Source organism: Pseudomonas sp. TZ252 (assembly GCF_056110345.1).
Window position 1 is genome coordinate 3,466,671 of the sequence record NZ_CM148566.1, and the last position, 18,428, is coordinate 3,485,098.

The following is an 18,428-nucleotide window of genomic DNA, read 5'->3' on the forward strand; positions in this document are numbered from 1 at the left end:
GCCTTAGGAATTCTGCATCGACGAGCCGAGGGCTCGTGAAGGAAGCGCTACTCTAGCAAACTCGGCCAGTCCTGCCCAGCATCCCGCGGGGCTCTATTTCGCCGGCTGCGAGCGGCGCCTGGCGAGAGCGCTCAGCACTTGGGCGACGAGGGCTTGGCCGGCTTGCTTTGCTTCACCGGCGATGCCTTGGGTGGCTGGGGCGCGGGAGCGGTATCCGGACTCAGACCCTCCACGCGGTAGCGCCAACCCTTGACGGCTGAGACCTGCCCGTCGGCGAAGCCCTTGCTGTCGGTCAGTTGCAACCAGTACTGGCGCTCCAGTTCCAGAAGCTGGCCCTGCAGCGTGCCGCCGGCGAAACTCTTGAGCGTGAAGGTCAGCAGCGGTTTTTGCCGCGAGGCCTTGGCCGGCGCGACCTCCAGCAGCCTGAGCGCAGCGAACAGGCGTGCGGCCTGCTCGGCTTCCGCCTCGCCCATCAACTGTGGCCTGGATGGGAACTGTCGCAGGCGGATGCCATCGTCCTTTTCACTGGCTCGGGAAATGTTCAGCCGTACGCCGTTGCCATAGGACAGGGTCAGTTCGCGCAACTGTTCGAATGGCAGGTCGGTCAACCGAGGGTCGAGCAGGGCCAGGTCGTTGACCGGCAGGCCGACCGTTCGGTCGATCAGCCAGGCCCCCTCATCGTCGGCCTGCCTGACCAACTGCCCGCCCTGCGAGGTGCGCTTGCCCAGCAACAGGACCAGCGGCGGCGCGTCGCCGCGCTCCAGGGTGATCCGGCTGGCCTGGCCCTTGCCCTGGTCGGAGAGTCCCATGCGTTCGCGGTTTTCCGGCGAGGCGCTCTTTTCCTCCAGCAGGCGCGCGTCGGCCAGGCTGCGCAACAGCTGCCGGATGGTTTCCCCCGAGGCGGGATAGCCGTCCTTGCTGGCGAGCATCCAGTCCTTGCCATCGCGCCTGGCGCGGATCGTCGGTTGGCCGGGGGTGGCGATGCACAGCGCGGTCACCTGGTGCGGTTTCAGCCCTGGCAGCCAGGCGCGGCTCGCAGGCGGTTGCGCGGGCGGTTGCTGCCGTTCGTGGAGCCAGCCCAAGATTCCGGCGAACAGCGCCAGGGCGAGAGCGAGTCCCGCTACGTTACGCAGGCGCATGTCAGCCCCTCCTCCGGCGCATGCTGCGCCAACTCCAATGCAGCAGGAGGAACAGGGTGAGCAGTGCCGGCAGCAGGACCGTATTGGCCAGTTTCACCTGTTCCCCCAGGCGCTCGACATCGGCATTCAGCTGGAACTGCAATTGACGCAGTTGCTGGCGGATGCGCAATTTGTCATCGATGAAGCGGCGCAGCGTCGCTTCCATTTCCGGAGTCACCTCCTGGTCGCCGGCGTCCATCGATTGCTGCAAGGTGCGCAGGTTCCTGTCGGTGTCGTTGAGGCTTTGCTGCAGCGCGTTGAGCTGTTCCTGGGCGCGCAGCCCGGCCTCGCGGCGGAGCGCTTCCACGCGGGTGAACGGGCGCTTCGTATGGCCTCGCGAGCGTAGGTCGATCAGCGCGTCCGAACCGGAGAGGTAGTCGAGGGCATTGCCGACGAACAGGTCGTTGTCCGCCCATACCTGCGGCTCGTTGTGGCCGGGCTGTTCCTGGAGCCAGAGCGGATTGCTCAGCAGGTCCGTATCGGCGACCAACAGCACATGGATGTTCGCGCTGTCGCTCAGGCCTTCGCCTTGCTTCCCGCGGTCCGCAGGGAAGGCACTCGTCGCCGGCCCCTCGACCTTGGCGGCCAGCACGTAGCGTTCCCCGGTCGGGACCAGGGTGGCGTTGAGCTGCTCCGTCGAGGATTGGCGGAAGCGTTCCAGCGACAGCGGCATGCTGTGCGCCGAGCTGTGCAGCAACGGAATGAAGCGCGTCGAGGCTCCGCCGAGAGGTTCGAGCAGGCCGACGCTGGCGAGGTTGAGGCTTTCCAGGCCGGTGGTCAGCACGTTGTCGTGGGGGAACGTGTCGCCGGGGAGGTGTAGCCAGGTCGGATTGCGCTCCGGGCGACGTTCGGCGTTGGGCTTGATCATGGCGAACGAGGCATCCGCCAGCAGGGTATCCGGCCGCAACTGGACGCCCCAGGAGCGCAGCAACGGGGCCAGGTCGGAGCTTTTCCCGCCGTCTGCATCGGCGAGACTCAGAGGGTCGACGAAGGCCAGCAGCTTGCCGCTGCGCAGGACAAACTGGTCGATGGCGTATTGGGTCTGTTCGGACAATTGCCTGGGGTGCACCAGCATCAACACCGAGACGTCGGCGGGGATTTCCGTCGAAGCGAGCCCCAGGGTGCGGATGTCGAACTGTTGGTAGAGCTTGTCCATCATCGCCCAGGGCCTGCTGCCCGGCTGCCCGTCGGTGGGCGCCTGCCCGGTCATCGGCAGCGAGCTCATCAGGCCGACTACCGTGCGTTCCCGCTGTGCGAGTGCCTGGACCAGGCGGCTGAGATCGTATTCCAGAAGCGGCTCTTCTTCCGGCGAGAAGAACGGGATCACCTGGAGGCCGTCGGTCGGGTTGGTGGCCGCCAGGCCAAAGTAGATGGCTTCGCCATTCGGGCCGATGGGCGGCGCCTGCAGGCCGAAGCGCGCGGCACGGTCCTCGTCGTCGGAGAATGGCAGGGGATCGATCACGAACAATCGGACATTGCCATGGCTCCGCCGTGCATAGAGGTCCAGCACTTCCTCGACGCGGCGGGCGTAGTTGCGCAGGGCAGGTAGGTCACTGGCGCGGCTTTTCGAAAAGAACAGGTAGAGGTTGAGCGGTTCGTCGAGACTGTCGAGGACTTCCTGGGTGCCGGCGCTGAAGGTGTAGAGCTTCTGCTGGGTGAGGTCGAACTGCTGGTCGCGCAGCAGCAGGCTGGACAGCAGGTTGAAAGCGAGGAACAGCAGGCCGACCAGCAGCAGGCCGACGCCCGAGTACAGGGTTCGTTTCATGGGTGTTTCCTACGCCGCCTTTTTCAGGTCGATGATGATGGTGGTGGCCACCAGCCAGGCGACGATCAGGCTGCAGAAGTAGGCCAGGTCGCGGACGTCGAGCACGCCCCGGCCGAGCGCCTCGAAACGGACCAGCACGCTCAGCGAGGCAATGCCGTCCAGCAGCCATTGCGGAAGCCAGCCGGAGAGCGCCTGTTGTACGTGGGGAGTGCCGGCGCCGACGAATAGCAGGCAGACGAGAACGGTCAGGGCAAAGGCGATGATCTGGTTCTTCGCCAGCGCCGACATGCAGGATCCGATGGCCAGGTAGCCGCCGGACAGCAGCCAGCCGGCCAGGTAGCCGGCGATGATCGCGCCGTTGTCGGGCGAGCCGAGGTAGTTCACCGTCAGCGGCATCGGGAAGGTCAGCAGCAACGCCAGCCCGGCGCAGAACCAGGCCGCGAGGAACTTGCCGGTGACCAGGGTGGCGCGGGAGACGGGCAGGGTCATCAGCATCTCGATGGAGCCGGACTTGCGCTCCTCCGCCCACAGGCGCATGGCCAGCGCGGGGATCAGCAGGAGGTAGAGCCAGGGCAGGCTGGAAAAGAACGGCGCCAGGTCGGCCTGGCCGCGCTCGAAGAAATCGCCCAGGTAGAAGGTGGCCACGCCGGAGAGGACGAGGAATACCAGGGTGAACACATAGGCGAGCGGCGTGGCGAAGTAGCTGCCCAGCTCGCGTCTGAAAATGGTGCCGATGGCGGTCATGCGGGGGTTTCTCGGGTCAGTTGGCGGAACACTTCTTCCAGTTGGCCGTGTTCGGTACGCACCCCGGATACCCGCCAGCCGCTGCCGTGGATCAGGCGGTTGAGCGCGGGAAGGATCTGCGCGCCGGGGCGGGCCAGAATGGTCAGGGTGCCGGCCCGGTCGGGGCGTCCTTCGATACCGGCGACGCCGGGGAGCATGGCGATGGCCAGCGGGTCTACCGGTGCTTCGATGCTGAGGCTGACGGCATGGTGGTAGCGGCTGCGGGTCCTGAGTTCGCCCGGGGTGTTGTCGGCCAGCAGGCGGCCGCCGTTGATCACCAGGGCGCGGCTGCACATGAACGAGACTTCCTCGAGGATGTGCGTGGAAATCACCACGATCTTGCTTTCCGAGAGGTTCTTCACCAGTTGCCGGACCTGGTGCTTCTGATTCGGGTCGAGGCCGTCGGTGGGCTCGTCGAGCAGGAGCAGCTCGGGATCGTGGAGGATCGCCTGGGCCAGCGCGACGCGGCGCTTGAAGCCCTTGGACAGGGTTTCGATGATGCTCCTGCGCTCATCCCGCAGCTCCATGCAGTCCATGGCGCTGTCGATGCGCCGACGTTTTTCCCGTCCGCTGTAGTCGCGGATGGACGCGACGAAGGCGAGAAAGCCCTCGACCGTCATTTCTCCGTAGCTGGGAGCGTTCTCCGGCAGGTAGCCGATCAGCTTCTGTGCCTGGCGCGCCTTGTCCTGCATGTCGAAGCCGAAGATGCGTACGCTGCCGGCGCTCGGCGCGAGGAAGCCGGAAAGCATCTTCAGGGTGGTCGACTTGCCCGCTCCGTTGGGGCCGAGGAGACCGACGATCTCTCCCCGGTCGATGCGGAAGCTCAAGTCGTTTACCACCGTCCGGCCGGAAAAGCGTTTGCTCAGTCTGTCTATGTCGATCATGGTTTCACTGGAAGTTGAGCCGTTTGCTGATATGCGTAGGGGATCGCATGAGCGCGGTAGATTACCGGGAGTTATTGGCTGGTTTTTCCAGTGGGCTCTTTTTAAGATTAGTTACTTATATTGTTGGGAAACTTCCTACGAACTCTCGTTAAAAGATGGAAGTTATCGAGACTTCCAGGGCAGCCCTGTAGCTGGCGCAGCGCCTTGGTTCCGCTGTGGGAACGCGGCCATGTCGCGCTCGCTGGTGCCTATGTTGGGGACGCGTCGATTCCCCCTGCGGAGTTTCACGAGGGAAGGCAGTTGCCGTTTCGATAGACGGGAAGCGGAATAGCCCGGCCGCCTGGATCTTCCGAACTTCGAGACCAATGCAAGTTGGAGGAAAACCCGACTTCCGCCAGTAGCGGTTATTCCTCGCCTTTCAGCAGCGGAAGGCGAATCTCGAAAGTGGTGCCCTGGCCAACCTGGCTCTGGCAGCCGATTCTGCCGCCGTGCCGGTCGATCACCGTCTTGACCATGGCCAGCCCCAGGCCCAGGCCGGCGCTGCCCTCGGCGGAAGCGAAGCGCTGGTACTGGCTGAACAGGCGCGGTAGTTCGGCGGCCGCGATACCTTTGCCCTGATCGACGATCCGGCAGCTCAGCCAGTCGCCTTCGAGGCGGATGCTCAGGCTGACGACGGTCCCCGCCGGGCTGTACTTGACCGCATTCTCCAGCAGGTTGAACAGCGCGCGCGTGAGCAGGCCGGGGTCGGCCCAGACCATCGGTTCCTGCTCGTCGTCCCAGTCGCGCCGCAGGTCGATGTCTTTCTGTTGCGCGAGGGGCCAGAGCTGGTCGGCGGCGTCCATCGCCAACATGGTGAACATGCACGCTTCGAAGCGGTAGGCGTCGGATTCGGCCTTGGCCAGTTGCACGAAGGCGTCGGTCAGGCCCAGGGCGCGACGGACCTGCTGCTCTATCTGTCGGTAGACCTGCTGGCCGGCTTCGTCCTCGGCGGGGCGGACGTCGAGCAGGGCGAGGATCGCCGAGTGCGGCGCGCGCAGGTCATGGGAGAGGAAGCGCAGGAGGGTGGCGCGCTGGCGCTCGGCATCGCGTTCGGCGCTCAGGTCGATCAGGCTCACCAGCCAGCCGATGGCGGTTTCGCTTTCGACCGGCAGCAGGCGCGCCAGGTCGAGGCGCAGGTCGCGTTCCCGGTGGTCGCGGAACTCGATGGCTTCCAGGGTTTCCAGCGTTGGGCGGGCGCCACCGGCGAGGCTCGGATGGCCGAGTTCGGCCAGGCGCTGGCGCAGTTCGGCGCCGCGCAGCTCGCCGCCGAACAGGTCGCGTGCCTTGCGGTTGGCCAGCAGGATCTGCCCCTGCGGGTCGCAGATCAGGGTCGCCACCGGCAGGCCTTCCAGGCCGTCGGCCATGAACCGCCGGCTGTCGCGGGTGCGGCTGACCGCCTGCTCCAGGGCGGCGATGCGGTTCTGCAATGGATCGTTGCCGGCGCGCGGGGGGCTGGCCCGCTCGGGCAGCACCTTGGGCTCGCGGTCGAGGCGCGCCAGTTCCCAGCCGAAGTAGGCGAGCACCGCGTTCAGCCGGCGCCAGCTCCAGATCAGGTAGGCCAGCAGCAGGCCGACCAGGCTGGCCAGCGGCGACCACCACCAGCCGTTGAGCAGCAGCGCCCAGGAAAGACCCAGGGCCAGGGCCGCGCAGGCCAGGGTGAGGAGCAAGGCGTGGCGCGAGCGGAACAGCATCAGGCCGAGCAGCAGCGCTACGCTGGCGGCGGAGAGCAGGGCGGCGAGCCAGGGTTGCAGGTCGACGGCGGTGCGCTGCTGCAACAGGCCGTTGAGAATGTTGGCCTGGATCTCCACCCCCGGCGTGGTGCCGAGGCTGGCCGACAGCGGGGTGACATAGCGGTCGCCGAGGCCCGGCGCGGTGGCGCCGACCAGGACCAGGCGGTCGCGCAGCAGGCTGTCTGGCACCTCGCCGCGCAACACGCTGACGTAGGGCACGCTGGGGAAGCCCGCGTCGGCACCGATGAAGGGAATGCGGATGGCGTGGTCACGCTGCCAGCCGGGCAGGTTGCGCATGTCGTCGAGGCCGGGCATGGGCATGGCGCCGGCATCGGCGAATGCTTGCCAGGCGAGCAGCGGGCGCGGCTGGCCGAGCGGTCCTTCGCGCAGGTAGACGCTGCGCACCGTGCCGTCGCTGTCCGCTTCGACGTTGATATGCCCGATGCCGGCGGCGCAGCCGGCCAGCGGCGCGGTCGGCGGTATCTCCCGTGGCGGTTCGCCGTAGCGCGGCACGCTTTCGCGCAGCAGTGGCAGGAGGACGTTGCCGGCCCGGCACAGCGATCTTGCCAACTGGCGGTCGCTGTCCGGATTGGAGGAGGGTTCGCTGAAGATCACGTCGAGCAGTACGCTGCGTGCGCCGGCGGCGGCCAGGCGATCCAGCAGCTCGGCGTGGACGCTGCGCGGCCAGGGCCAGCGACCGAGGCTTTCCAGGCTACGGTCGTCGATGGCGACGACGAGGATGCGCGGATCGACGGCCAGCGGGGCGAGGTTGCGCAGGCGGTCGTAGAGCAGGTTGTTCAGCGGCAGGCCGCTGCTCAGCGAAAGCAGGGCGGTGAGCGGAAGGAGCAGCAGGCTGACCAGCAGCCATTCGCGCACCAGGCCGCGGAACAGCCGCTGCGCCTGGCTGGGCTCGTCCTGGCGGTCGAGCGCCTTCATCGGCGAGGCCCCGGCGCCCTATCGGGCACTGCCGCCTCGCGGGTAGTAGAGAATGTCGTAGACGCTGGTCTCGCCCTCCAGGCCGTCGTTGTCGAAGGCCGAGAGACGGACGTGGTAGAAGGCCGCCTTGAGTCCGCTGAAACTGACTTCCGGGGTGCTCGAGAAACGCTCCTGCTGGATGCGCAGGAAGTCCGGATCGCTGGCTACCTGGGCACGGTAGCGCTTGGCGCCGTGCAGCGGGGCAAGATAGAGCTTCCAAACCGGCGACTCGCCGTGCTCGCCGCCCTGGCCGCGCAATTGCGGGGCGGGTAGCAGGTCCACCGGCGTCAGCTTGCCCTGCGGCTTGACCTTCAGGCCGCGGCGGGCGTCGACCAGCACGTCCTCGTCCGGCTCGGCCTGCGCCGCCTTGCGGGCCGGGCGCCTGCCGTTGAGCGGCAGGTCGTCGCTGGTCAGCTCGCGGTTCACCGCGACGCGCCCGTCGAGCACTTCGGTCAGCGCCTGGCCGTCTTCGGTGCGGGCGCGGAAGTGGGTACCGCGCACGCCCAGTACGCCGACCGGGGTCAACACCTGGAAGCGGTCGTGATCGCTCTTTCTCTTCAGGACATAGGACTCGACCTGCCCCGCGCGCAGGGCGATCTGCGGAATGCCGGTGTCCTCGTCGAGGTGCAGGGTGACTTCCGAGCTGGAGGGCAGGACGATGCGGCTGCCGTCGCCGAGCAGCAGGCTGACGAAGGCGGTCGGAGAGGTCTTGACGCCTTCCAGTTCGTCGATGTCCATGCCTTCTTCCAGGGGCGTCTGGTTGCCCTTGGCGTCGAGCTTCCAGGCGTCGCCGGCGAGATAGAGCACGCTGGCGGGGAGCGGCTGGGGCAGGCACGTTTCGCCCTGCTCGATGAACGGTGGCCGTTTCGTCTTGGCCGGCGCGGCCGCGACGGAGCCGGCGAGCAGCGTCAACAGTCCGCCCAGCGCCAGGGCGGCGCAAGCCGGAAAGAGGGATCGGGAAGTAAGGGCGAGGGCTGTCATAGGCTTCACTGGGCGGCGGGTCAGGTATCGCTGGCGGTCCGGTCAGGCTGCAATCTGCCTGATCGGGCGCCGGTTTCGCAATCCTTGCAACGACATCGGGAGCCCGCAGGCTCCCTTGTCGTTTCCTCGGCCGCAGCGCCTGGCGGTTGGGCCAGGCGCTTCGGTTCAGTCGTTCTTGTCGCCGATCAGGCGATAGGCCAGGGCGCCGAGTACCGCACCGAGAATCGGCGCGACCCAGAACAGCCACAGCTGGGAAACCGCCCAGTCGCCGACGTACAGGGCGACCGCGGTGCTGCGCGCCGGGTTCACCGAGGTGTTGGTGACCGGGATGCTGATCAGGTGGATCAGGGTCAGGGTCAGGCCGATGGCGATCGGCGCGAAGCCCTGCGGCGCGCGCTTGGAGGTGGCGCCGAGGATGATCAGCAGGAACATGCCGGTAAGTACCACTTCGCTGACCAGCGCGGCTTGCAACGAGTAGCCGCCCGGCGAGTGTTCGCCGTAGCCATTGGAGGCGAAGCCGGCGGCCAGGTCGAAGCCGGCCTTGCCGCTGGCGATCAGGTACAGCACGCCGCCGGCGGCGAGGCCACCGAGGACCTGGGCGACGACATAGGGCAGCAGTTGGCTGGCCGGGAAGCGCCCGCCGACCCACAGGCCTACCGATACCGCGGGGTTCAGGTGGGCGCCGGAGATCGGGCCGATGGCATAGGCCATGGTCAGCACGCTGAGGCCGAACGCCAGGGCCACGCCGAGGTAGCCGATTCCCAGTTCCGGTACGCCGGCGGCGAGCACTGCGCTGCCGCAGCCGCCCAATACCAGCCAGAAGGTGCCGAAGAACTCTGCTCCGTATTGCTTCATGATGAGGTCCTTTTCAGATCCAGGGTGGGACGCGGATCGAGGCGTCCGGATAGCGGGAGGGGATGATTCGAACAAGGAAGGGGAGATGACACATCCGTGTGTCGAAGCCAGCCCTGGGGGGATTGGCTCGGTTGCCTGGGGCGATCGTCCGTCACCGACCCCTGACTGTGGTTCGAGTGGTCTCGTCCCACGGCCCGCCGGAGCGGGTTTACACATCCCTGTGTCGGAGCAATCCATTTGCTCCTTGGCCTACTCAGCGGTTGGAAATCTACCAAGCGCGATTTGTCTGCTGTGAGATTTGCCATATTTCTTCAGATTCTTCCGCGCTATTTCAGATTCGTCGCGTTCAAAACACCCAGCGCAACTCGTCACGCACGCTGACGGCGCCGGACAGGCCGACGTTCCACATCTCGGCCCTGGCGCGGGCCGGGCCGTCGAGGCCGAGCGGAGTGGCGAAGGACGGGCTGGCGGTGCCCTGGCTGAACGATGGGGCCTGGACCGGACCGGCCGGATGGCTCACCGATTCCAGGCCGAGGACCAGGGCAAGGCAGGAAAACTTGCCGAGGGCCTGCAGGTTGATGTCACGCAAACGTTGGCTAACTGGCCGGAAACCCATGGCTACGACTCCTTGATAGGTCAGGCTGGCGCTGGCTCACGGGCTCTTCGTCCCGCTTAATGGCTATTTGGAATCAGGCTATCAAGGGCTGGTCGCGACCAGAGAGATTCGTCACAATTCTTCAGATTTGTACGTAATTCGCCGTTCCTGGAGCGAAAAAGGGGCGTTAGCCCGATTGAACAGGACCAGCTTTTATGCGTGTCGCGATACTGGACGACGAGTCGGCCGAACTGGACCGGGTCGAGCAGACCTTGCAGCAGATACCCGCGCAGGGCGAACAGGCCTGGACGGTGCACCGTTTCGCCCGTGGCGAGGACCTGCTCAAGCAGCTCAAGCGGGAAACCTTCGACCTGCTGATCCTCGACTGGCAGTTGCCGGACCTCAGCGGCCTGCAATTGCTGCGCTGGAGCCGCGAGCATCTGGATGCGCCGCCGCCGGCGATCATGCTGACCAGCCGTGACGCCGAACAGGACATCGTGCAGGCGTTGAACAGCGGCGCCGACGACTATGTCAGCAAGCCGTTCCGGCCCAACGAACTGAAGGCGCGGGTAGCCGCCGTGCTGCGTCGCCACGGGGGAACGCGTCCCGCGCAGCATGAGGTGCAGACTTTCAACGACCTCAGCTTCGACGATGCCGAGCTGACCGTGACCCGGGCCGGCGCGCCGATCAGCCTGACCGAGCGCGAATACCGCCTGGCCCGCTGCCTGTTCGCCAACCTGGGACGGCCGTTATCGCGGGAATATCTCTACGAGCGCTTCTGGCCCCACGAGGAAGTGTTGTCCTCGCGGCCGCTGGATACGCACATCTATCGCCTGCGCAACAAGCTTGGCCTGACCGCCGAGCGTGGTTGGCAGTTGCTGACCATCTACGGCTACGGATATCGGTTGGAGAGCGTGGCGACGGTCGACTGAGCGGCGCGGGGGCGAGACCGACCTTGGCGGTCGGCGAGGGAGAATGAAAAAGCCCCGCGGCTGCGGGGCTTCTTTTCGGCGAGGCGCGCTTACTTCTGGAACGCGGCCACGGCCTTGGTGATCTCGGCGCGGGCGGCGTCGGCGTTGCCCCAGCCTTCGACCTTGACCCACTTGCCTTTCTCGAGATCCTTGTAGTTCTCGAAGAAGTGCTTGATCTGCTCCAGCAGCAGGGCCGGCAGGTCGGTGTATTCCTTCACGTCCTTGTACAGGACGCTCAGCTTGTCGTGCGGCACGGCGATCAGCTTGGCGTCGCCGCCTGCCTCGTCGGTCATGTGCAGGACGCCAACCGGGCGCGCGCGGATCACCGAACCGGGAGCGACCGGATAGGGGGTCACCACCAGCACGTCCAGCGGGTCGCCGTCGTCGGCCAGAGTGTTCGGGATGAAGCCGTAGTTGGCCGGGTAGAACATCGGGGTGGCCATGAAACGGTCGACGAACAGGCAGTCGGTGTCCTTGTCGATCTCGTACTTGATCGGCGCATGGTTGGCCGGAATCTCGATAGCGACGTAGATGTCGTTCGGCAGGTCCTTGCCGGCCGGGATCTTGCTGTAGCTCATGGGTGACTCCAGAGGTTTCTGGCCAAAAAAGAGGCCGCGATTATAGGCATATTCGGTTGTCGATGCCATGTACCGGCATTCAGCCGTTAGTCGTGTCGCCCGCCGCCTCGCGGTAGTCCGGATGCCCGGCCTGCAGGCGGCGCAGGCGTTGCAGCGGGTCCTGGCGGTAGAACAACTGGAGCTGCCGGTATACCGCCGGATAGGCCTCGTGGAGGAGATCCGGGGCGGTGAAGAAATACTCGCTGGTAACGGCGAAGAACTCCGCCGGATCTTCCGCCGCATAGGGGTCGATGGCGGTCTGCGCGTCGGGGTCGCGGTCGAGCAGGGCGTTCATCTCGTCGTAGGCGGCCTGCATGGCGCTCGCCCAGTCGCCGATGCGCATGCCGGCGTGCAGCGGCGGCAGGCCGTTGGCGTCGCCGTTGAGCATGTCCAGCTTGTGCGCCAGTTCGTGGATCACCAGGTTGTAGGCATCCCAGCCACCCCCGCCGACGACGCCGGGCCAGGCCAGGACCACCGGCCCTTGCAGGGACGTCTCGCCGCTGCGTTCGTCGTCGAACTCATGGACTACGCCGCTGGCGTCGCGGTGTTTCTGCGGGCTGACGAAATCGTCGGGATACAGCACCAGTTCGTGGAAGCCCTGGTACCAGTTCAGCTCCGGCAGGTGCAACAGCGGCAGTTGCGCCTGCGCCGCCAGCAGCAGGCGGCCGAAGTCGTCGAGATCGACGCCGGCGAGTGCGGTCAGGTGCTTGTCGGCGAGAAACAGCACGGCCCGCTCGCGCAGGCGGCGGTCCTCGTCGGCGTCCAGGCCGTCGAGGATCGGCAGGTGCCGGCGTACCCGCTGCCAGAACTCTTCGGCCACCGGGTGGCGTGCCAGCAGGCGCCGGCGCCGCCAGGCGCGGAACGACCACATGCTCAGTCGCTCTGGGCCTTGGCCTGTTTGGCGGCGCTCGCCTGCAGGCGATGGCGAATGAAGCCGAGGATCATCGGCAGCAGCGACAGCAGGATGATGCCGATCACCAGCAGCGACAGGTTCTTCTTGATGAACGGCACGTTGCCGAAGAAGTAGCCCAGGGTCACCAGGCCGCCGACCCAGGCCACGGTGCCGACCACGCTGAACATGACGAAGCGCGGGTAGTGCATCTTCGCCATGCCGGCGACGAAGGGCGCGAAGGTCCGCACGATGGGCAGGAAGCGCGCCAGGGTCACGGTCTTGCCGCCGTGGCGTTCGTAGAACTCATGGGTGCGGTCGAGGTAGTCGCGGCGGAATACCTTCGAGTCGGGGTTGCTGAACAGCCGCTTGCCGAGGGTCCGGCCGATCACGTAGTTGGTGCTGTCGCCGGTGATCGCCGCGACCATCAGCAGCCCGCCGAGCAGCCATGGGTCCATGCCGCCGGTGGCGCAGATGGCGCCGGCGATGAACAGCAGCGAGTCGCCGGGGAGGAACGGAGTCACCACCAGGCCGGTTTCACAGAAGATCACCAGGAACAGGATGGCGTAGATCCAGACGCCATAGTTGCTGACCAGCATGGCCAGGTAGGTATCCAGGTGGAGAATCAGATCGATTGGGTTGAAGTCCATTGAGCAACCTGCGGAGACAACGCGTTGAGCGGCAGAGGGCCGCCATTATAGGGGGGCGTCCGGATGGGTGGGGGGCTGTTTGTCGCGATCCCGGCAAAACCACTGATTGCAGGATGTTTCGGTAATTTTTCCGAAATTGGTCGGCATAAAGTCTGCAAGAACAGGAGAAATTTCTAGCAGGGAAGGGCGTGCGATGACACTCCAGCCTTTTGCCCAGCCACCGCTCAGTCTCGCCCTGGGCGCCGGGCGCGACCTCCCGGGGCAGGCCGCGCGGGTTCGCGCCGAATGGCTCGCGCCTCGCCCCGGACGGGCTCCGGCGTTTCTCCTGGCGCTGCTCTGGGGACGCGGTTGCGCCAACGTGGTGCAGGCCATCGAAGGCCATCTCGACGCCCTGTTCGCCGACTACGCCTGTACCCCCGAGGGTTGGCCGGAAGCGCAGGCGGCGCGGCAGGTCCTGGCTTCGCTGAACATGCAGCTCTATCGCCGGCGCCGCGAAGGCGAGCCGGGCGTGCTCGAGCTGGCGGCGGGGTTGCTGCTGGTCCATGCCGGAGGCGTGCACTTTCTCCAGTGCGGCGCCGTCGGCCTGCTGCGTTATCGCCAGGGCAGCCTGCAGCGCCTGGGAGGGAGCGGCCAGCCGCTGGGTAGCAGCGCGGAGCTGGCGCTGGTCCAGCACAACCTGACCCAGGTGGCCGGCGAGCCCTTGTTGCTGGCGCCCCAGCCGCTGCTCGAAGTGGCCGACCTGCGCGCCCTCGGAGAGCGTTGTGCGGGGCTGGCCACGGGGCGTCTGGAGGGCGTGCTGCAGCCGTTGCTGCATGCGCCGGGGGCGGTGGCGCTGGTCTTGCCGGGGGCGCTCGAGGGCGCCCCGGCGGCGCCACGGCATACCGGCTGGCCAGCGCTGGGCGCGGCGTGCCCCGGCGACTGCGTGGATGGCTGGACCTTGCAGGCAGCTTGCGCGTTCGGCCCACCCGGGCGGCTATTTCGCGCCTGCGACGAGCAAGGACGCGAGGCGTTGCTGCTGCTCGCGGCGGTCGATGCCGACGAAGCGTTCTGGCAGCGCGAATGGGCATTGCGGCGCTGCCGTGCGGAGAGCCTGCCGCGAGTATTGTCGTCGCCCCGGTTGCGTCGTCATGCCTTCCAGTTGTTCGCTCCGCCGCGCTGGCCGATGCGCAGCCTGCTGGATTGGGCGCCAGCGCACCTGCCGCTGGAACCGCAATGCGCGCTGGTCCTCCTGGAGCAACTTATCGATGCGGTTCGCGCCTTGCAGCGGCGCGGCGTACAGGGCTTGTGGCTGGCGCCGCGGCAGATCCTGCTGGACGAGGGCGGGCGCCTGCTGTTCCTCCCCGAGGCGGCGGCGATCCTGCCGGGGGTGGCGCGCCAGGCGCTGCCTGCGGACAGCGTGCCGCTGGCGCCGGAGTTGCGTCGCGGCGAGGCGATCGATGGCCGGGCCGACCAGTTCGCCCTGGCGGCGCTGTTCTATTGGCTGCTCTGTGGTCGCTGGCCGTCGATCGCCTGCCCGGAGAGCGACGGCGGATGCCGCTACGAGCCCCTGGGCGAGCGTCAGGCGGACCTGCCGGTCGGCTGGGATGGGGTATTGGCGCGGGCCCTGGCGCCGCGTCCGGAGGCGCGCTTCGAAGCGTTGTCGGAATTCTGGCTGGCCTTGCAGAAGCCGCTAGCGCATCCCCAGCGGGTCTTCGCGCCACGCCGGTTGCAACGGGGCGTGCTGGCCCTGGTCCTGCTCCTGGCCGGGGCTGCGCTGCTGGTCGGCCTGGCCGGTTAACGGATCGACGGCCAGCGTGCGGGTCTGCCCGCTGCGTTCGAGGTGTGCTTCGGCGATCAGTTGTTCCAGCCGGCCGCTGCGACGCATCAGGCGCAGGTTGCGGTCGAGGCTGGCGGCAAGGGCGGCGCCGCGGGCGTGTCTTTTCGGCACCAGTACATAGAGCGGCTTGACCTCCAGCGGCGGTTCGATGAACACCAGGCGATCCTTCAGCGCCGGCACGTTGCGCGCCAGTAGGTGGTAGCCGGTGTAGCGATCGACCACGGCCAGGTCGATACGCCCGCGCAGGAGCTTCTCGAGGTTCTGCCAGTCGTTGGTCACCGCGTCCTTGGTCAGGCTGCGGTCGGCGTCGAAATCCTCCCGGTTGACGTAGCCGCGGACCACGCCGATGCGGTACGGACGCAGGCTTTCCAGATGCGCGGGATTGACCGGCAGCAGGCGCTCGCGCTGGCGGAAGAAGCCCAGTTGCGAGTCGAGCAGGGGGATGGTGGCGTGGAACAGTTCGCGCCGCTCGGGCGACAGGTAGGCCGGCATGAGAGCGTCGAAGCGCCCCTCGGCGGCTTCCTTCAGGGCACGTTGCCAGGGCAGGAACACCAGTTCGGCGCGGTGCCCGTCGAGGGCCAGGGCTTCGTCGAGGATGCGGCTGGCGAGGCCCTTGCCCGGCAGGTCGGGGCCGACGTAGGGCGCCCAGTCGAGGGTCGCCACGCGCAGGGTGTCGGCCTGCGCGCCGGCCGTGGCGAGGAGCAGGCCGAGCAGGACGCCGGGCCAGTGCCAGGTGCGCGAACCCATGGATGCCTCTGCTCTGAGCGATCGGTTGGGAGGTGCCGTGCCTTTGTCTTCAGCTTAGTTCGTCGCTGATCGGCAGGGTGTAGTTCTTGAACTCCTGGTCTTCGCGGAAGCCGATCGACTCGTAGACTTTCTGCGCTACCTCGTTGTCGACGCTGGTGGAGACACGCATGCGCACCGCATGGGTTTCCCGGGCCATCTGCTTGGCGTGTTGCAGCAGGTGGTCGGCGACCAGTTGCCGGCGCGCCTCCTCGGCGACGTAGATGTCGTTGAGGATCCAGACGCGCTTGAGCGACAGCGAGGAGAAGCTCGGATAGAGCTGGCAGAAACCGAGCAGCCGGTCTTCTTCGTCGGCCAGCGCCAGGTAGATCACCGATTCCTTGCGGCGCAGGCGTTTCTCGAGGAATTTCCGCGAGGACTCGGGGTAGGAGAGCATGCCGTAGAATTCGCGGTACTTGACGAACAGCGGCGCCAGCAGGTCGAGGTGTTCGAGGGTGGCTTGCACGATTCGCATGACGGGCCTCGCATTGCGGGAAGGGGCTGCCGGGACGATGCAGGCTGCATGCCAGCAACGCTTCGATGCTGCCCAATCTCCCTGGAAAGCGCAATCCAAGCGAACGTTTGAATCGGCCGAAGGAGGGGCGACGCGCGCCGGCCCATCCTTCGGCCGGGAGGCTCAGTCCCTCGCCAGGAGGAAGTTGCCGGTGCGCGGAGCCTCGCCGTCCAGCGCCTGGACCTCCGCCTCGTCCTTCAGGTTGACCCCGGAAAGCTGCCGCCGGCAGGCCTCGCGCATCAGGTAGAGCAGGCGGTGCGCGGCCATGCCGTAGCTGAGGCCTTCCAGGCGGACGTTGGAGATGCAGTTGCGATAGGCGTCGGTGAGGCCGACCCGCGGGGCCCAGGTGAAGTACAGGCCGAGGCTGTCCGGCGAGCTGAGGCCGGGACGCTCGCCGATCAGGATCACGCTCATCTTCGCCCGCAGCAATTCACCGATCTCGTCGGCCACCGCCACCCGTCCCTGTTCCACCAGGACCACCGGCGACAGCGACCAGCCTTCGGCCAGCGCCTGTTCCTCCAGGCGTTCGAGGAAGGGCAGGGTGTGACGCTGCACGGCCAGCGCGGAGAGGCCGTCGGCGACCACGATGGCCAGGTCGATCTGCCCGTCGTAGCCGGCGGCGTGTTCGCGCAGGCGTTGCACCGAGGCCTCGTCGAGGCGCCGGCCGAGGTCCGGGCGTTGCAGGTAGACGTGGCGGTCGGCGGCGGCGCTGTGCAGCAGCAGGCTGTCGCGGCCGCGCTGGCGCAGGCCGTCGCTGATGGCCGCATGGTCGAAGGGCAGGTGCACGGCGTCGCGCGCCTGGGCGTGGGCGTACTGGAAGTCCAGTTGCGGGCGGGTCGGCAGGCTGGTGCCGGTGCGGCCCAGGGCGATCCGCGCGGGGGTCAGCTGGCGCAGCGGCAGCCAGGGGTTCTCGGCGCTGGCGTCGGGCAGGTGCTTGTCGTTCATCGGCATCTCCTCAGGCCAGTTGCGCCAGGGCCTGGCGGAACGCCGGCGGTAACTCGTCACCGAAGCGGATGCGCCCGTCGGCCTGGGTGAAGATTCCCATCCGCTGCAACCAGTCCTCGAATTCCGGCGCCGGCTTCAGGCCCAGCGTCTGGCGCGCATAGAGGGCGTCGTGGAAGGAGGTGGTCTGGTAGTTGAGCATCACGTCGTCGGAGCCGGGAATGCCCATGATGAAGTTGATCCCGGCGACGCCCAGCAGGGTCAGGAGCATGTCCATGTCGTCCTGGTCGGCCTCGGCATGGTTGGTGTAGCAGATGTCGCAACCCATCGGCACGCCGAGCAGCTTGCCGCAGAAGTGGTCTTCCAGGCCGGCGCGGATGATCTGCTTGCCGTTGTACAGGTACTCGGGACCGATGAAGCCGACCACGGTGTTCACCAGGAACGGCTTGAAGTGACGAGCCACCGCATAGGCGCGGGTCTCGCAGGTCTGCTGGTCGACGCCGTGGTGGGCGTTGGCCGAGAGCGCGCTGCCCTGGCCGGTCTCGAAGTACATCAGGTTGTTGCCGAGGGTGCCGCGCTTCTGGCTGAGCCCGGCCTCGTAGCCTTCCTGGAGGATCTTCAGGCTGATGCCGAAGCTGGCATTGGCCGCCTCGGTGCCGGCGATCGACTGGAACACCAGGTCCAGCGGCACGCCGCGGTTGATCGCCTCGATGGAGCTGGTGACGTGGGTCAGCACGCAGGCCTGGGTAGGAATCTCGTAGCGCTGGATGATCGCGTCGAGCATCTCCAGCAGGGCGCAGATCGAGACCATGCTGTCGGTGGCAGGATTGATCCCGAGCATCGCGTCGCCATTGCCGAACAGCAGGCCGTCGAGGATGCTCGCGGCGATTCCGGCCGGGTCGTCGGTCGGGTGGTTCGGTTGCAGGCGGGTGGAGAGCCGGCCGCGAAGGCCGAGGGTGTTGCGGAAGCGGGTGACCACGCGGATCTTCTGCGCCACCAGGACCAGATCCTGGACACGCATGATCTTCGATACCGCCGCTGCCATTTCCGGCGTCAGGCCCGGAGCCAGGGCGCGCAGGCTGGCCTCGTCGGCGGCGTCGCCGAGCAGCCAGTCGCGGAAGCCGCCGACGGTGAGATGGGACACCGGGGCGAAGGCGTCGCGCTGGTGGGTGTCGATGATCAGGCGGGTGACCTCGTCGTCCTCGTAGGGAATCAGCGCCTCGTCGAGGAAGTGTTTGAGCGGGATGTCGGCCAGGGCCATCTGCGCGGCGACCCGCTCGCCGTCGTTGCTCGCCGCGACGCCGGCGAGGAAATCGCCGGAGCGCGCGGGGCTGGCCTTGGCCATCACGTCCTTGAGGCTGTCGAAGCGGTAGGTTTCGCCGCCGACGCTATGGGTGAAACGTGCCATGTGTGTCTCCAGTGCCCGGCCTCGCCATGCGGCGGGCCGGGCTTTGTCGTTGT

17 protein-coding genes are annotated in these 18,428 nt (G+C 67.1%); 2 read left to right on the forward strand and 15 right to left on the reverse strand.

All coding sequences use genetic code 11. From position 1 onward, the window contains the following. Positions 1-131 precede the first annotated feature (131 nt). The 8 genes from ACYAF3_RS16050 to mucE form a co-directional block, all read right to left on the reverse strand. Positions 132-1,139: a DUF4340 domain-containing protein gene (locus tag ACYAF3_RS16050; protein ID WP_003114913.1), complete on the reverse strand. Its 1,008-nt coding sequence runs from the start codon at positions 1,137-1,139 to the stop codon at positions 132-134. 1 nt (position 1,140) lies between these two features. After that, positions 1,141-2,943, reverse strand: a complete 1,803-nt coding sequence (locus tag ACYAF3_RS16055; RefSeq protein WP_003118241.1) for a GldG family protein — start codon at positions 2,941-2,943, stop codon at positions 1,141-1,143. A gap of 9 nt (positions 2,944-2,952) precedes the next feature. Further along, positions 2,953-3,687, reverse strand: a complete 735-nt coding sequence (locus ACYAF3_RS16060; RefSeq protein ID WP_003118242.1) for an ABC transporter permease subunit — start codon at positions 3,685-3,687, stop codon at positions 2,953-2,955. Continuing rightward, positions 3,684-4,610: an ABC transporter ATP-binding protein gene (locus ACYAF3_RS16065; RefSeq protein ID WP_003118243.1), complete on the reverse strand. Its 927-nt coding sequence runs from the start codon at positions 4,608-4,610 to the stop codon at positions 3,684-3,686. Before ACYAF3_RS16065 ends, ACYAF3_RS16060 begins: the two co-directional genes overlap by 4 nt. A 404-nt stretch (positions 4,611-5,014) precedes the next feature. Further along, positions 5,015-7,315, reverse strand: coding sequence for a CHASE2 domain-containing protein (locus ACYAF3_RS16070; protein ID WP_003114910.1), 2,301 nt, complete (start codon positions 7,313-7,315; stop codon positions 5,015-5,017). 18 nt (positions 7,316-7,333) lie between these two features. Further along, on the reverse strand, positions 7,334-8,335 hold the full coding sequence (locus ACYAF3_RS16075; RefSeq protein ID WP_003110517.1) for a FecR family protein: 1,002 nt from the start codon (positions 8,333-8,335) through the stop codon (positions 7,334-7,336). A 165-nt stretch (positions 8,336-8,500) separates the two neighbouring features. Beyond that, positions 8,501-9,190, reverse strand: a complete 690-nt coding sequence (gene aqpZ, locus ACYAF3_RS16080; RefSeq protein ID WP_003102790.1) for an aquaporin Z — start codon at positions 9,188-9,190, stop codon at positions 8,501-8,503. A 346-nt stretch (positions 9,191-9,536) separates the two neighbouring features. After that, positions 9,537-9,806, reverse strand: coding sequence for a mucoid induction factor MucE (mucE, locus tag ACYAF3_RS16085; protein WP_003093256.1), 270 nt, complete (start codon positions 9,804-9,806; stop codon positions 9,537-9,539). Positions 9,807-10,000: 194 nt separating this feature from the next. Here mucE and ACYAF3_RS16090 point away from each other — a divergent pair, with 194 nt between their 5' ends. After that, positions 10,001-10,717: a response regulator transcription factor gene (locus ACYAF3_RS16090; RefSeq protein ID WP_003093250.1), complete on the forward strand. Its 717-nt coding sequence runs from the start codon at positions 10,001-10,003 to the stop codon at positions 10,715-10,717. A gap of 89 nt (positions 10,718-10,806) precedes the next feature. On the opposite strand, the gene ppa is transcribed toward ACYAF3_RS16090, so the two are convergent. From ppa to ACYAF3_RS16105, 3 genes are all read right to left on the reverse strand, one after another. Next, entirely contained in the window at positions 10,807-11,334 is a 528-nt protein-coding gene (gene ppa / locus ACYAF3_RS16095) for an inorganic diphosphatase (RefSeq protein ID WP_003093248.1), read from the reverse strand. A gap of 79 nt (positions 11,335-11,413) precedes the next feature. After that, positions 11,414-12,244 (reverse strand): M90 family metallopeptidase, encoded by an 831-nt coding sequence (locus ACYAF3_RS16100; protein ID WP_105579329.1) that lies wholly within the window; start codon positions 12,242-12,244, stop codon positions 11,414-11,416. A 2-nt stretch (positions 12,245-12,246) separates the two neighbouring features. After that, positions 12,247-12,912, reverse strand: a complete 666-nt coding sequence (locus ACYAF3_RS16105) for a DedA family protein (protein WP_003093241.1) — start codon at positions 12,910-12,912, stop codon at positions 12,247-12,249. 193 nt (positions 12,913-13,105) lie between these two features. On the opposite strand from ACYAF3_RS16105, the gene ACYAF3_RS16110 reads away from it, so the two are divergent. Further along, positions 13,106-14,689 carry a protein kinase family protein gene (locus ACYAF3_RS16110; protein ID WP_023104645.1) on the forward strand — a complete coding sequence of 528 codons (1,584 nt, stop codon included), beginning with the start codon at positions 13,106-13,108 and terminating at the stop codon, positions 14,687-14,689. Here ACYAF3_RS16110 and ACYAF3_RS16115 read toward each other — a convergent pair. The 4 genes from ACYAF3_RS16115 to ACYAF3_RS16130 form a co-directional block, all read right to left on the reverse strand. Further along, on the reverse strand, positions 14,582-15,475 hold the full coding sequence (locus ACYAF3_RS16115) for a substrate-binding periplasmic protein (RefSeq protein ID WP_003102782.1): 894 nt from the start codon (positions 15,473-15,475) through the stop codon (positions 14,582-14,584). The genes ACYAF3_RS16110 and ACYAF3_RS16115 overlap by 108 nt on opposite strands. Before the next feature lie 49 nt (positions 15,476-15,524). Further along, complete coding sequence (locus tag ACYAF3_RS16120) at positions 15,525-15,986, reverse strand: GNAT family N-acetyltransferase (protein ID WP_003093235.1); 462 nt, start codon at positions 15,984-15,986, stop codon at positions 15,525-15,527. A 162-nt stretch (positions 15,987-16,148) separates the two neighbouring features. Further along, positions 16,149-16,970, reverse strand: a complete 822-nt coding sequence (gene eutC, locus ACYAF3_RS16125) for an ethanolamine ammonia-lyase subunit EutC (RefSeq protein WP_003114907.1) — start codon at positions 16,968-16,970, stop codon at positions 16,149-16,151. 10 nt (positions 16,971-16,980) lie between these two features. Continuing rightward, positions 16,981-18,375, reverse strand: coding sequence for an ethanolamine ammonia-lyase subunit EutB (locus ACYAF3_RS16130; protein WP_031756063.1), 1,395 nt, complete (start codon positions 18,373-18,375; stop codon positions 16,981-16,983). Positions 18,376-18,428 lie beyond the last annotated feature (53 nt).

Excerpts from the sequence above, each read along its gene's own strand:
- ACYAF3_RS16055 (WP_003118241.1), bottom strand. The coding sequence starts at position 2,943 with ATGAAACGAACCCTGTACTCGGGCGTCGGCCTGCTGCTGGTCGGCCTG.
- ACYAF3_RS16115 (WP_003102782.1), bottom strand. The coding sequence starts at position 15,475 with ATGGGTTCGCGCACCTGGCACTGGCCCGGCGTCCTGCTCGGCCTGCTC.
- eutC (WP_003114907.1), bottom strand. The coding sequence starts at position 16,970 with ATGAACGACAAGCACCTGCCCGACGCCAGCGCCGAGAACCCCTGGCTG.
- ACYAF3_RS16070 (WP_003114910.1), bottom strand. The coding sequence starts at position 7,315 with ATGAAGGCGCTCGACCGCCAGGACGAGCCCAGCCAGGCGCAGCGGCTG.
- ACYAF3_RS16100 (WP_105579329.1), bottom strand. The coding sequence starts at position 12,244 with ATGTGGTCGTTCCGCGCCTGGCGGCGCCGGCGCCTGCTGGCACGCCAC.
- ACYAF3_RS16050 (WP_003114913.1), bottom strand. The coding sequence starts at position 1,139 with ATGCGCCTGCGTAACGTAGCGGGACTCGCTCTCGCCCTGGCGCTGTTC.
- mucE (WP_003093256.1), bottom strand. The coding sequence starts at position 9,806 with ATGGGTTTCCGGCCAGTTAGCCAACGTTTGCGTGACATCAACCTGCAG.
- ACYAF3_RS16075 (WP_003110517.1), bottom strand. The coding sequence starts at position 8,335 with ATGACAGCCCTCGCCCTTACTTCCCGATCCCTCTTTCCGGCTTGCGCC.
- ACYAF3_RS16120 (WP_003093235.1), bottom strand. The coding sequence starts at position 15,986 with ATGCGAATCGTGCAAGCCACCCTCGAACACCTCGACCTGCTGGCGCCG.
- ACYAF3_RS16105 (WP_003093241.1), bottom strand. The coding sequence starts at position 12,912 with ATGGACTTCAACCCAATCGATCTGATTCTCCACCTGGATACCTACCTG.
- aqpZ (WP_003102790.1), bottom strand. The coding sequence starts at position 9,190 with ATGAAGCAATACGGAGCAGAGTTCTTCGGCACCTTCTGGCTGGTATTG.
- ACYAF3_RS16065 (WP_003118243.1), bottom strand. The coding sequence starts at position 4,610 with ATGATCGACATAGACAGACTGAGCAAACGCTTTTCCGGCCGGACGGTG.
- ACYAF3_RS16130 (WP_031756063.1), bottom strand. The coding sequence starts at position 18,375 with ATGGCACGTTTCACCCATAGCGTCGGCGGCGAAACCTACCGCTTCGAC.
- ACYAF3_RS16060 (WP_003118242.1), bottom strand. The coding sequence starts at position 3,687 with ATGACCGCCATCGGCACCATTTTCAGACGCGAGCTGGGCAGCTACTTC.
- ACYAF3_RS16110 (WP_023104645.1), top strand. The coding sequence starts at position 13,106 with ATGACACTCCAGCCTTTTGCCCAGCCACCGCTCAGTCTCGCCCTGGGC.
- ACYAF3_RS16090 (WP_003093250.1), top strand. The coding sequence starts at position 10,001 with ATGCGTGTCGCGATACTGGACGACGAGTCGGCCGAACTGGACCGGGTC.
- ppa (WP_003093248.1), bottom strand. The coding sequence starts at position 11,334 with ATGAGCTACAGCAAGATCCCGGCCGGCAAGGACCTGCCGAACGACATC.